Raw genomic sequence first — 12893 nt, 5'->3', positions numbered from 1 at the left:
GAATGTTATATATAATTCGAAGTTTCCAATCAGTGGAAAGGATCAAAAGTGAAAAATGAAAATTACAATAAAAACAATGACATTATCGATGCTGAATTTGTATCTAATGACGAAAATAAAAAAGTAAACTCCCAAAAAAGTTATTCTAAAAATCAAGAAATTGACCAAATTCATAATTATCACTATGAAAATAACCACCAGCAATTTCAAAATAATAATTTTAGTTCTTTTTATTCTTCATTCTCTAAGAGTTCAAATATAAAAATAAAAAAACCTTCTCTTGTTAGCATAATATTATTAATTCCATTTATACTTATTGGTTTGCTTTTTTTTATAGTGATTGGTTTTATTACATTTGTCATTTTTTTGCCAAAAATTTTTAATGTAATTAGAAAAAAAGGAATTCGAGGACTCAAAATGGATTATAATTTGTTAAGAGGACTTTTGGGTCATTTTAAAACGAAATGACTTGGTTTTGATTTATAGCCTATTTTATGACAGGTGCTTCGATGTCGGTACATGCTCCCGAGTTTCCACCAGAGTTCAAATGGATTAATACCCCCTCTCCATTAACCCTTGAACATTTTAGAGGGCATCCTATATTACTAGATTTTTGGACTTTTTGTAGCATTAATTGTTTACAAGTTCTTTCTGAAGTTAAAAAAATAGAAGAAGAGTTTAGTAAAAAAGGGCTTGTTGTTATTGGAATTCACAACGCAAAGTTTATTCATGAAAAAGATTATAAAAATGTAAAAGAGTCTTGTCATCGTTTAAATATAAATCATCCTGTTATTGTTGATGAAGATATGCAAATATGGAAAAAATTTGCAATTCGATCAAGTCCTTCATTTGTATTAATTGATTGCGAAGGTAAAATATTTTATTCCATTTCTGGGGAAAATAAACTTGATTTATTAAGAGAACAAATTAATATTTTAATGCAAAATAAAACATTTCCAGAATTTCATTTAAATCAATGGTCTAAAATTGATGATAAATATAATTTACGTTATCCTGCAAAAACGGTTGCTATCGAAATTCAATCAAAATTATTTTATTTTATTTCTGATACCTATAACAATCGTATTGTACAATTAAATGAAGAGGGAAAGTTTGTGACCTCCTTTGGAGAAGGAATTCTTTCTTCACCTTTAGGATGCTGTGTTTGGAAAGATGAGCTTGTTGTCTGTGATTTTGGACATCATAGGCTCATTGCCTTTGAACTTGAAGGGACGCCTCAAAGAAAATACAGGGTCTTGGCAGGTAAAGGGGAAAAAGGGTCTTTCGAAGCTCGTGCCGAATACGATGCAAAACTTGCCCCCCTGAATTCTCCTACGGATGTCTGTGTTTGGGGCTCTAATCTCGCCATTACATGTTCTGGAAGTCATCAAATTGTGCTTTATATTCCTAAAGATGATGCTGTGACGCATATCGCGGGTTCGGGAAAAGAAGATCTCATTGATGGCCCCGCATCTTTTGCCGCACTTGCCCAACCTTCAGGAATTTCCGCCGTTTCGGACTCGGTGCTTGCTTTTACAGACAGCGAAACCAGTTCTATTCGACTTATTGTTAAGAATTGGAATGAGACCGGAAAAACCATGATAGTGAGCCTTGTAAGCGGCGGATTGAATGATTTTGGATTTACCGATGGACTGGGTGCAGAAGCTAAAATGCAATACCCCTTGAGCTGTGTCTGGAGTCCAAATTCACAAAATTTATTTATTTTAGATTCTTATAACAATGCTATGCGTATTTATTCTATTAGTAAAGATTATTTAGGTACTGTAAGGTTATCTGAAGAATTAAATGAACCCTCTGGTATAAGTTGGTATAAAGATCACATCATTATTACAGACACGAATTCTCATCGTATTCTTGTGATTCATGAGTCAGAAATACCTAAAGAAAATATGAATGCGGCCGATTTAACCCCTATTCAATATATTTTTCAAGGTCCGTTTGCGCGGATTGTAGACTATCCCAAAAATATTATGAACACAAATTTAGTATAATTTTTTGTAGTTACTTTATTGTTATGATTGTTGATCTAATATCTGCGTTTTTTATTGATTTATTGATAAATTAAATATATTATATAAATATTCCTATTAATTAATAGGAATAATAAACACTAAAAAAGGAAATAATATATGTCAAATTATAAAAAAGTTTTGATGTGTACCGATTTTTCTGATGAAGGTGTAAAAGCCATAGACAAAGCCATTGCGCTGGCAAAAAATTTTAATGCAGATTTTCATATTTGCCATGTTGTAAGTCCTGTCTCATCAATACCTATTCATGGCTATTATTATCCTTTAAATGTTGAATTAGAAAATAATATTATGGAAGAAGCTGAAAAAAAAATGCGTGACATTACAAAAAATTTAAACTTACCAGATGAGAATATTCATGTTTTTTTTGGCGATCCTAAAGAAAATATTGTGTCATATTCAAAAGAAATAAATATCGATTTGGTTATCGTGGCGGGTCATCATCATTCTTTTTTTGGTATGCTAGATTCTACTGCAAATTATGTTTCCAATAAAATTCACTGTGATGTTTTTGTTATAAATTCTTAAATATAAGTATATTTTTTTTAATTCTTCAGCTGTGAGTCCTGTTGCTTTTATCACAATTTCCATATCTAGACCCATGCTTTTTATTTTTTTGCTAACATTATATATTCCATCTAATTTGCCATCAGTTCAGCCTTCCCTGCGGCTCACAATCATCCCGGTAATATAATCATGAAATTCCTTTTCACTACGTTCATACTTTTCTCTGGCAAGGGAGTTTTAGCTTAAATATTCTAGGGTAGCATATTCTTTTGTGATTGCTGGGTTATCCATGTTTATAACCTCCTGTTTTGTTGTTTACCTAAATACATTCCACTCGCTTTTTAATAATGAATATAAATAGAGATCATAAATAATTTCATTTTTAATATAATTTTGTCTTATTATTCCTTCGCGCTGCATTCCTAATTTTTCCATTACTTTCATGCTGCCTTTATTTTCAACAACACAATGGGCTTCGATGCGGTGGATATCAAAGTTTTTAAATCCGTAGTTTATGATTAAATTACAAGCCTCATAAGCATAGCCTTTTCCCCACCATAATTCATTTAAAACATAGCCCAATTCATATGTTTTTTGAAAAGCTTTCAACCGCTTAAAAAGTCCAACAGTACCAATTAATTTTTCTTTACCATTATGTAATACTGTTATGCCAAAATTACTGATGGGAGCTACTTTGTACATCTTTTGGATACTTTTAATATAATCGTAGCTGTCTTGAATTGATTTATGACTGTTCCAAATCATATATCTTGAGACATTAATATTGCTTCCATATTCAAATATATCTTGGGCGTCGTCATTTTCTATGGGTCTTAAAGATATCCTTTTAGAATGAAGATTCATAAAATATCACTCCCTATTTTGGTGTTATTAAAAATCTTTATAACTAATTATTTGAATTTTTAATCATTTCATTATGCTCAGTATATTCCATATTTGAATTATAGTTATTATTAGTTTTAAATAAGGCAAAGAGAACTAATGATACAATAGTAGCAATGACTATGACGACATTAAAATGAAAATTTTGCGGTGTTAATAATAAAGTAGAAATAATAAGGTTAAATAAAATTCCACTTAATCTTCCAAACGCAAACAAAAAATTTGACGCTGTGCTTCTTAAATTTGTACCATAGCTTTTTACAACAATTTGAATCCAGACAGTGGGCAACCCTCCACCTAAAAGCCCCAAGAATAAAGTGTAAACAAAAAATAAATTTTGCGGGACATAAATAAATAGTGGCATAACTAAAGAAAATAATAGAATATTTGCTAATACAAATATTCTATAATCTTTAAATTTGTTTATAATAAAATTACACGTTATTGTACTAATTAAATTACCTATAAAAAATCCGGTTAATAACGTTTTGTTTATTGAGCTCATATCACCATTTAAATTCATAAATCTTGGATATATAAACATAATTGTTATGAGAAATTGAAAGGGAATAATGAGCATAAGAAGTCTTGAAAATTTCATTATATTTGCAAAACTATTAAATAAGTGGAGAGGATTTCCTTTTTTAACTTTGTTATCCAAGTTTAAAAAGACAACGGATTCGCATATTTTTTTTCTAGCAAAATAAACGATGAACCCTGATAATCCACCAAATAAATACATGGCTTGCCAAGATATGGCTCCTAAATAAGTGGCAGTCATTCCTCCTAAAATACCACAAAAATAAAGTAGTGACGTATATCTGGTAGCATGTTTTGTCGGTAATAACTCATTAATTAAGACGCTCGAGGTAGCAAACTCGGCAGCTAATCCTGCACCAGAAATAAAGCGTAAAAATGTAAACAAAGGAATGGAAGTTGTAAAAACGCTTAATATCATGGCAATTGAATATAATAATATACAATAGCGGATCATGGCAGTGCGACCTATTTTGTCTCCCATAATTCCAAAAAATACCGCGCCGCAAAATATTCCGAAGGTATAATAACTAGAGATTTTTAAATACAGTTGTTGAATTTCTGCCGTTTCATAAATATGAAATGAGTCCCTAAAAACATTCACGTAGCTTGCTGAAAAAATAGTAAGATCATAAAAATCTATGAAATAACCTATGCATAGGAGAATCATAGTCAGCGTGTATTTTTTAGGATCAGAAATTTTGAGAGCACCAGATTGCATCATTTGACCTTTGCTACAGGAAAGTACTATGCGCTATATTCACAATAGCTCAAATTAAGTATACTAAATTTTATGAAAATTGCATTTATTTTATAAAAATATTACAAGAAAATTTAATTTGGTATTCTTTTTGAAAGCATCTAAAATTTAATATTATCATTTATTAAAAGTGAACATAAAGTTTGAACTTTAGAGTTGTTAATGACATTGGGTTAAACAGGAGTTAAAATTTTTATAATATTAATTTTTTCATATTTAATTGACAAAATTTATAAATTTTGTCAAATTATAGATGATCATGAAGTATATACTGTTTAATATGACTTTATTTATAATGGAGAATTTGAATAATCGGTTATAATTCATCAAAATTAAAGTTTAATGCGAATCATTGCATAAACAGTTTAACAAAATTAGGAAAATCAATGTCAAATATAAAAAGATTTAAAGTTTCAAAACTCGTTTTTATTGTTCCTATTATTTTATTAATTTCTGATTTTATAATTCCTTATTCTAAAGAAATTCAATTATTTGTCACTTCTTTTTATTTTATTGGGTCTTTTATTGTATATTATAGAAGTAAATTTATTATTTTTAATGAAAAATATATTGTGAAAAACTATAATTTATCTATACTTTGCCCAAAAATTGTGAAAATACGTAAAGAAAAAATAATAGAGTGTACAATGCAGGAGAAAATATTCTTGAAATATTTTAAAATTAAATTTATAAAATATACAACCAATAATAATTCAGAATATTGCACTTATTTTTATAGATAAAAAATAATCATTTTTTTACTAACGATTTTTAAATTAATTATTATTTATTTCTTCTTGAATAAAATATTCTCTCAAATTAAAAAATTGAACTTCTACAGCATTTGATTGCATATGTATCTTATGTTTTTTTGTAGTTGCATGACGAAATCCGCCATTTCTTACTGCTAAAATACCACCCATAAATTGGTTATCACTAATGGAGAATAGTGTCCAAGGACTTAGTGATGAGTTGGCTGGTTGAGGATTTGCATAGTCTTGACCATATTTGTCATGACATAAATTTTTTAACTGTTGCATAATGCGCTCACCATTTTGAATTTTAAAATAACTATATAAATATATTTTTGAATTTTTTTCAAACTCACCAATAACAAAATTACCATGTGCAACATAGAATAAACCATTTTCTGTTTTGAGCCATTGCCATGTCTCGTCTTGGTTACTACATATGATAAAAGTTTCATCTGCATAGGCATTTTGTTGTATATAAATTGAAAAAAAAATTAAATAAAGAATCCCGAATAACTTCATTTTTTTAACCAATTATTTTGTAGGCAATAAATTTAATCGAATACTACTTTTTTTTTGGGACTAAATCAAGTTTTGGAATTAAATAATTTAAATTATTTTCAAATACATTCAACTTATGATCAACACGATTTCATTTTTAAGAGTGCGCATTATTTATTTTGTAGGCAATATAAAAAAACCTCATCTGGTCATAATTATGAAGATGAGGTTTTTTTATATAAACTCAAAATTTGGGGTGACTGAGGGGATTCGAACCCCCGCATGATGGAATCACAATCCATTGTCTTAACCGCTTGACTACAGCCACCAACATGAGCCTGTCAGCAATACTTTACAAATATATGAGTGTCAAGCACAGAGTAATAAACTCTTCAGTTTGCACGATCCTCATGTTATTATGAGAGAATTTTACTTGCCATAGAAGCACTTAGGGAAGGAAACGCATGGAGCAGCTAAAGATCGAGAAAATGAGGCAATTTTACGACCTTTTCCCATACCCCAATCGTCCCTTAATGATATCACCTAATATTGAAGCGCATCTTACGGCGCACGGAGGATTTGCTCAGTTATTGTTGCAGGGACGACTCCTGCTTGCGGAAAAATTATGGAATTTAGCTGTTAAATTTAGCAAGGGGAATTTGGAGCTTTCCAAGGAGGAGTGGAACGCGCTATTAATTGAAATGGAAGAGGCATTTCCGAAATCAAAACGAATATTATTAGTCGGTTGTGGAACTGATGAGCCCTTGTTATTTCGGAAACTGCATCCGCAGAATGAAATTATCGGTATTGATTTGAGCCGGAGAGCAATTCAAAAAGCACGTAAAAAGATTTCATTTCATAGCATTATCAACATAATAACGAATCATAAGAAATTTAAAAAAGTAGAGTTTCTATTAGGGGGAGCCGAAATGGTACTCCCTGAGAAGGCATTGGGATCCTTTGATTTTATACAATGCTTTGGAGTTCTTCATCATCAACCTGACCCTCTTTCCATCCTTTTCCCTATGGTGGAAAGATTAAATGCAGGTGGTATTTTGCGTTTGATGGTTTACAGCTACCACGGGCGCAAATTAGAGCGTCGCATTCAGAGTCGTTATAGTCATGTTTGGAATCAGTTTTTACAAAAAAAACGCTTTCGCATTGAGATTTTATTAAAATATATTTTACTCAGATTTTGGCAGTTTTTAAATTTTTTAGGATTTTTCTCTTCAACAGGACAACGCTTTCGCTATTTAGGCTTAGGATCGGTGAGTGTTGCTGATGCCCTGATGCACCCTTCTGATCCTGGATGGCCTTTGCCTTATATTTACGAGCAGGCCACCCAGTTGGGTTTAGAGCTCATATATTGTGAGGGCAAATTAGAAAAAGAAGGGCATATTTTAGGATTTGAGAATCCCATTTTAGCCTGGAATAAAATTGTAGAAGGAGATAAGAATCAGGAGTTGCTAACGAATCCCATTCTTATCTTTCGTAAGGCGTCTAAAGTTGAATAAAGAAAAAAATATAAAACACTTGTTTTTAAATTCAAATCCTTGGTTTTCTGCCGTATCTGATTACAGTCTGCAAATTGCTAAATATGTAAATGCTTCAGAAAATATTTTATATTGTTCTGAAGTGGGCAGTACGGCTATGGATGTAAAGTGTGTTGAATATAAAATTCCTTTTGTTCATATCCCTATTCATAATCAATCATTAAAGAACTTTTTAATGAGTTTTTTATTTATATTCAGGCTTCTATTACAAAATAAAAATAGGATAAAATATGTATGGGTGTTTGAAGGTCGTGAACATACACTATGTTGTATTATAAAAATAATTTTTCCTTTTTTATGGCGCAATAAAAAATTAATTCGAGTCAGAGGACAAGCTCAAACGGTAAAATCAAATTTTATATCTAAATTTATTTATAATAAAATTACGGATAAAGTTATTTTTGCTGCTCAGTGTGTAAAAAATAGAGTTTTATTTGAAATAAAAAATAATCATTCAAAGGTTGTTTATTATGGGAAAGATATTATAAATATTTATAATGAATCGCAAGATTTTAAGGTGCAAGAGGTGTTTCCTTCCATTAATGAAAATCAATTATTATTTCTTGTTATTGGAAGATTTGATCCTGTAAAAGGACATGATTATCTTGTCGATGCCTTTTATAAAGCTAAGTTTAAAAATAAGGATAATCGAAATATAGAAGCGCAACTGGTATTTGCAGGATATAAAGCAAATATCAATCCCAAAGAAATATATTTAAAATATTTAAATATATTTGGAAATGGAAGGTATACTCAAAATAAATATTTTTTAGAATCAAAAGAACAAAATAAACGCATTTTTATGATCGAAGAAAAACTTGATAATATTCAAAATTTATTAGCGATAACAAATTTTGGAGTCATTCCAAGTTTAGATAGCGAAGTCATTTGCCGTGTAGGAGTTGAATTTTTGCAGTCAGGTATACCTGTCTTAAGCTCTGATGCAGGTGCTTTGCCTGAAGTCTTTTCAGATTTTCAAGATTTTATTTTTAAAGCAGGAAATATAGAAAATTTAATTACAAAACTTGAAGAAAGTGCGCGTTTATATTTAGATATAAAAAACTATAATGAGCTTAAAAATAAAGCTAAATTTATTGGTAATCAAAAATTCTCTTCACAAAATTATAATCATATGATGAAATTTATAGATTTATAATTTGAAATGATATTTAAATTTTAAGCCCGGTTTGTTTTTTAAATATATGAATATTTTCCTCTAGTATTTTTATATTTATCTTTTTATTTTCTTCCATGAAAACATTGTTTGATTTTATGATTAATTCTGTATTTGTTCCCTCAATTTTACCATAAATAAAATTTTCATGACCAATGGATTCAAACATATGAGTCATAAAAGGTATTAATGAATTATGGTTTTGTTGAGAATTTTTTTCATCAATAATTTCAATTTTTTCGGGTCGAATGCCTAAAATGGTATTTGCATTTAATTTATCAGTTGCAATATATTTCTGTGCGATATCACCAGGAATAAAATTCATAGGTGGATTTCCTATAAATCCACCCACAAAAGTAGAAGCGGGTTTATGATATAATTCCAAAGGGGTTCCAATTTGTTCTATTTTACCTTTATTTAAAAGCACAATTCTATCAGCTAAAGTCATGGCTTCAATCTGATCGTGAGTGACATAAATGCTTGTTGTTTTCACTTTTCTATGAATATTTTTAATTTCAAAACGCATTTGTGTTCTGAGTTTAGCATCTAAATTACTTAGTGGTTCATCAAATAAAAAAACATTTGGTTCACGTACAATAGCGCGCCCCATAGCCACACGTTGTCTTTGGCCCCCACTTAATTGATTTGGTTTTCTTTGTAGAAGATCTTTTAATTGAAGCATTTCAGCGGCAATATTAACTTTCTTTTCAATTTCGGCTTTTGGTACTTTATGAAGTTTTAATCCATAGGCAATATTATTATAAACCGTCATATGCGGGTATAATGCATAGTTTTGAAATACCATTGCTATTTTTCTGTCTTTAGGTTCTAATTTTGAGACATTTTGATCGCCAATTAATATTTCTCCTTCGCAGACGGTTTCCAATCCTGCAATCATACGTAACATGGTTGATTTACCACAGCCACTTGGACCTAAAACAACAATAAATTCACCATCGTTAATTTCAAGATTGACACTCTGAAGAATAGTTTGATTTTGAAATTCTTTTTTTAAATTTTTTAAAATTACTTTTGCCATGTATTTACCTTTTTTTTCATTTTTCAGAATCAATCAATCCTTTAACAAACCACTTTTGCATTAAAATAACGACTAATACCGGGGGTATCATTGCAATAAAAGCGACACCCATAACAAGGTGCCAAGGTGTTTTTCCATCTGATGTGATCATTTGAGTTACAGCAATTATAATTGTGCTCATGCTTTGTTTTGTGGTTATTAATAATGGCCAAAGATATTGATTCCAACCATATATAAACAAAATAACAAATAAGGCAGCTATACTTGTTTTAGACAGTGGTAAAATAGTGTCCCAAAAAAAACGTACAGGACCTGCGCCATCAATGCGAGCCGCTTCGCACAGTTCATCTGGAATGGACATAAAAAACTGTCTAAATAAAAATGTTGCTGTGGCAGAAGCAATAAGTGGAACCGATAATCCTTGGTAAGAATCAAGAAGATTTAAATTAGAAGCCATTTGAAATGTAGGCACAATACGAACTTCAACAGGAAGCATGAGTGTTAAAAAAATAAGCGCAAAGGCCGTATTTCGAAATGGAAACTTAAAATAAACAATAGCGTAAGCAGAGATAATTGATATAGCTGTTTTGCCAAAAGTTATTAATAAAGTAACGAATAAACTATTAAAGAGCAAATGCCATATTGATATACCAGGCAAAATATTTTTATTTGGAGAAAAAATTTCTAAATAATTTTCTACGAAATAATTCCCTGGTAGAATTCCAGAGTTACCATGTAAAATCGCCTCAACACTTTGGGTTGAGGCTACAAAGCCAAAATACATAGGAAAAGTAATTATAATAACACCAATAATTAAAATGAGATGAGCAATGGCATTGGATAGTTTAAAATTTTTATCCATTTAATAGTGCACCTTTTTTTCAACAAATCTAAAGTGTAAAATTGTAATAAAAGAAACAAATACCATTAATATAACAGATTGTGCAGCAGAACCGCCTAAATTTAAATTTACAATACCATCTACATAAACTTTATAAACGAGATTTGTTGTTGAATATCCTGGTCCACCTTGTGTCGTAGTATAAATAATGCCAAAAGTATCAAAAAATGTATAAATTAAATTCATTATAAATAGAAAAAACGTTGTAGGCGATATTAATGGAATGATGATGTCGGTAAATCTTCGAAATGAATTGGCGCCATCAATGGCTGCTGCTTCAATTAACGACTTTGGTATTGCTTGCAAACTTGCAAGATAAAATAAAAAATTGTAGCTGATTTGTTTCCAACTTGAGGCTAAAATAATTAAGATTAAGGCATGATTTTCATTTAAATTAGGATCCCAATTTAAACCCGCATTTGTCATGAGATGAGCAATATGCCCAATGGAAGGACTAAATAAGAAAAACCATAATACCCCAGCAATAGCAGGGGCGACAGCATAGGGGCAAATAATAAGAGTTTGATAAATTATTTTTCCTAAACGAATTTTATTGATCAGACCAGCTAAAATAAGTGCAGAAACGAGACAAATTAAAGTAACACTTAAGCTAAATATTATTGTAATAAAAATAGAAGATAAATAATTGGAATCATGAAATATGGCTTTATAGTTATCAAACCACACAAATTCTGTACTCAATCCAAAAGCATCTTCCTTTAAAAAGGATTGCCATATAGCAAGAAGTGCTGGCCAGAAAAAGAACACCGCCGAAACAATAATTTGTGGTGCGAGAAACAGATAGGGTATTATTTTTGAATCAAATACAGCACGTTTTTCCACTTATTCACCTTATTTTTTAATAATAGCATCACCCTTTTCAACAGCGTCATCAAGAGCTTTTTGAGCCGTTAATTTTCCTGATAACATGGACTCAAAATTTGCTTCAATAATATTACGAATTTCGGGGAGTCCACTTATTCTTAATCCTTTAGAATTATCATTTGGTACCTTATTATTTAATTCAAAAATAGCAACTTCTAATCCTGGGTTTAATTTATAAAAACCTTCATTTTTTAAAAATTTATATGAAGAATTAGATATGGGTAGGTAGCCACTTGTTGTGTGCCATTTTGCAATGACTTCAGGTTGACTTAAATAAGAAATAAAGTGAGCTGCTGCCTTTTGTTTTTCAGCAGAAATACCATTAAAAACCCACATACTCGCACCACCAATAATAGTGTTTTGTGGGGCGCCAGGGACATTTTGATAGTAAGGAAGTTTAGCCACGCCAAAGTCAATTTTTGATTGTTTCACATCTCCATAGGATCCTGTAGAGTCGAAGTATATACCACACTTTTGAGTTGTAAATGCCATTTCTGGTTCAGTTGTTCTTCCATAATATGTAAAATAACCTGCTTTATTTGCTTTTAGTAAATTATCCCAGTGAGACACTTGTGTTTTAGAATTAAATAGCAGTTTTGGAGTCTTTGAACTCATTCCATTGCTGTTGCTTGCATAAGGAACATTGTGCCATGCGCTAAAGTTTTCTAGTTGTATCCAAGCAATCCAAGCGGATGTAAATCCGCAGGGCGCTGCTCCTGAAGTTTTAATTTTTTCTGCATATTTAAAAAGCTCATCCCAAGTTTTTGGTGGTAAATTGGGATCGAGTCCTGCTTTTTTAAATATGGATTTATTGAAGTACATAACGGGAGAAGAACTATTTAAAGGATAAGAAAGAAGTTCCTCTCCATGGCTATAGTAACCTTTGACGGCAGGAATAAGATCTTTTATATCTAACTTAGCATGATTGTCCGTCATTAATTTTGAAACAGGTATTATAGCGCCTTGAGCTGCCATCATTGTTGCGGTACCGACTTCATATACTTGAATTAAATCCGGACTTTTTTTAGCACGATATGCCGCAATTCCTGCCATCATAGTTTCTTGATAGCTGCCCTTGCGAACAGCTGTGACATGATATTCCTTTTGAGATTTATTAAAATCATTAATCATGTCATTTAAATATTCCGCTGTTTGTCCTGATAAGCCATGCCAAAATTGAAGATCTACTACTGAAAATGCGGGTGCATTATAACTTATTGCCATTAAAGAAGTTAAAGTCGCGAGCTTCAATGATTTCATTAATAAATCTCCTTTGGAAAACATTTTAATTTTGAAAACTGAATACGTTTGATAACAAATTATTAGCAAA

13 protein-coding genes and 1 tRNA gene are annotated in these 12893 nt (G+C 30.7%); 6 read left to right on the top strand and 8 right to left on the bottom strand.

Annotated features, from left to right (window positions below; all coding sequences use genetic code 11):
* Positions 1-48 precede the first annotated feature (48 nt).
* From AXG55_RS14205 to AXG55_RS14195, 3 genes are all read left to right on the top strand, one after another.
* Complete coding sequence (locus AXG55_RS14205; RefSeq protein WP_148698759.1) at positions 49-468, top strand: hypothetical protein; 420 nt, start codon at positions 49-51, stop codon at positions 466-468.
* Between the two features lie 41 nt (positions 469-509).
* Positions 510-2012 carry a redoxin family protein gene (locus tag AXG55_RS14200; RefSeq protein WP_233231256.1) on the top strand — a complete coding sequence of 501 codons (1503 nt, stop codon included), beginning with the start codon at positions 510-512 and terminating at the stop codon, positions 2010-2012.
* Positions 2013-2150: 138 nt separating this feature from the next.
* Entirely contained in the window at positions 2151-2579 is a 429-nt protein-coding gene (locus AXG55_RS14195; RefSeq protein ID WP_148698757.1) for a universal stress protein, read from the top strand.
* Positions 2580-2873: 294 nt separating this feature from the next.
* On the opposite strand, the gene AXG55_RS14190 is transcribed toward AXG55_RS14195, so the two are convergent.
* Entirely contained in the window at positions 2874-3422 is a 549-nt protein-coding gene (locus AXG55_RS14190) for a GNAT family N-acetyltransferase (protein WP_148698756.1), read from the bottom strand.
* Positions 3423-3465: 43 nt separating this feature from the next.
* Positions 3466-4722 carry an MFS transporter gene (locus tag AXG55_RS14185; protein ID WP_148698755.1) on the bottom strand — a complete coding sequence of 419 codons (1257 nt, stop codon included), beginning with the start codon at positions 4720-4722 and terminating at the stop codon, positions 3466-3468.
* Between the two features lie 422 nt (positions 4723-5144).
* Between AXG55_RS14185 and AXG55_RS14180 the strand changes: the two genes are divergently transcribed.
* Positions 5145-5501, top strand: coding sequence for a hypothetical protein (locus tag AXG55_RS14180; RefSeq protein ID WP_148698754.1), 357 nt, complete (start codon positions 5145-5147; stop codon positions 5499-5501).
* 33 nt (positions 5502-5534) lie between these two features.
* On the opposite strand, the gene AXG55_RS14175 is transcribed toward AXG55_RS14180, so the two are convergent.
* Complete coding sequence (locus AXG55_RS14175; protein ID WP_148698753.1) at positions 5535-6032, bottom strand: hypothetical protein; 498 nt, start codon at positions 6030-6032, stop codon at positions 5535-5537.
* Between the two features lie 231 nt (positions 6033-6263).
* Positions 6264-6339: transfer RNA gene (locus tag AXG55_RS14170), tRNA-His, on the bottom strand.
* 136 nt (positions 6340-6475) lie between these two features.
* Here AXG55_RS14170 and AXG55_RS14165 point away from each other — a divergent pair.
* The gene (locus tag AXG55_RS14165; RefSeq protein WP_148698752.1) at positions 6476-7525 is read left to right on the top strand and encodes a class I SAM-dependent methyltransferase; all 1050 of its coding nucleotides are present in this window, start codon (positions 6476-6478) and stop codon (positions 7523-7525) included.
* Positions 7518-8720 carry a glycosyltransferase family 4 protein gene (locus AXG55_RS14160; protein ID WP_148698751.1) on the top strand — a complete coding sequence of 401 codons (1203 nt, stop codon included), beginning with the start codon at positions 7518-7520 and terminating at the stop codon, positions 8718-8720. Before AXG55_RS14165 ends, AXG55_RS14160 begins: the two co-directional genes overlap by 8 nt.
* 13 nt (positions 8721-8733) lie before the next feature.
* Here the strand turns inward: AXG55_RS14160 and AXG55_RS14155 are convergent, their stop codons facing one another.
* From AXG55_RS14155 to ugpB, 4 genes are read right to left on the bottom strand one after another with little or no spacing between them, the layout of a single operon-like run.
* The gene (locus tag AXG55_RS14155) at positions 8734-9777 is read right to left on the bottom strand and encodes an ABC transporter ATP-binding protein (RefSeq protein WP_148698750.1); all 1044 of its coding nucleotides are present in this window, start codon (positions 9775-9777) and stop codon (positions 8734-8736) included.
* Between the two features lie 16 nt (positions 9778-9793).
* Positions 9794-10639 (bottom strand): sn-glycerol-3-phosphate ABC transporter permease UgpE, encoded by an 846-nt coding sequence (gene ugpE / locus AXG55_RS14150; RefSeq protein WP_148698749.1) that lies wholly within the window; start codon positions 10637-10639, stop codon positions 9794-9796.
* The gene (gene ugpA, locus AXG55_RS14145; RefSeq protein ID WP_148698748.1) at positions 10640-11521 is read right to left on the bottom strand and encodes a sn-glycerol-3-phosphate ABC transporter permease UgpA; all 882 of its coding nucleotides are present in this window, start codon (positions 11519-11521) and stop codon (positions 10640-10642) included. It abuts the gene before it with no gap.
* A gap of 9 nt (positions 11522-11530) precedes the next feature.
* A complete protein-coding gene (gene ugpB, locus AXG55_RS14140) occupies positions 11531-12823 on the bottom strand; it encodes a sn-glycerol-3-phosphate ABC transporter substrate-binding protein UgpB (RefSeq protein ID WP_233231255.1) in 1293 nt (430 codons plus the stop codon).
* Positions 12824-12893: the final 70 nt, after the last annotated feature.

The sequence above is a fragment of the Silvanigrella aquatica genome, from assembly GCF_001907975.1.
Classification (GTDB): Bacteria; Bdellovibrionota_B; Oligoflexia; order Silvanigrellales; family Silvanigrellaceae; genus Silvanigrella; species Silvanigrella aquatica.
Note: the sequence above shows the minus strand (reverse complement) of the source record. Positions and strands in the feature narration are given on the sequence as shown.

Excerpts from the sequence above, each read along its gene's own strand:
- AXG55_RS14180 (WP_148698754.1), top strand. The coding sequence starts at position 5,145 with ATGTCAAATATAAAAAGATTTAAAGTTTCAAAACTCGTTTTTATTGTT.
- AXG55_RS14165 (WP_148698752.1), top strand. The coding sequence starts at position 6,476 with ATGGAGCAGCTAAAGATCGAGAAAATGAGGCAATTTTACGACCTTTTC.
- AXG55_RS14200 (WP_233231256.1), top strand. The coding sequence starts at position 510 with ATGTCGGTACATGCTCCCGAGTTTCCACCAGAGTTCAAATGGATTAAT.
- AXG55_RS14175 (WP_148698753.1), bottom strand. The coding sequence starts at position 6,032 with ATGAAGTTATTCGGGATTCTTTATTTAATTTTTTTTTCAATTTATATA.
- AXG55_RS14195 (WP_148698757.1), top strand. The coding sequence starts at position 2,151 with ATGTCAAATTATAAAAAAGTTTTGATGTGTACCGATTTTTCTGATGAA.
- ugpE (WP_148698749.1), bottom strand. The coding sequence starts at position 10,639 with ATGGATAAAAATTTTAAACTATCCAATGCCATTGCTCATCTCATTTTA.
- AXG55_RS14155 (WP_148698750.1), bottom strand. The coding sequence starts at position 9,777 with ATGGCAAAAGTAATTTTAAAAAATTTAAAAAAAGAATTTCAAAATCAA.
- AXG55_RS14185 (WP_148698755.1), bottom strand. The coding sequence starts at position 4,722 with ATGATGCAATCTGGTGCTCTCAAAATTTCTGATCCTAAAAAATACACG.
- AXG55_RS14190 (WP_148698756.1), bottom strand. The coding sequence starts at position 3,422 with ATGAATCTTCATTCTAAAAGGATATCTTTAAGACCCATAGAAAATGAC.
- ugpB (WP_233231255.1), bottom strand. The coding sequence starts at position 12,823 with ATGAAATCATTGAAGCTCGCGACTTTAACTTCTTTAATGGCAATAAGT.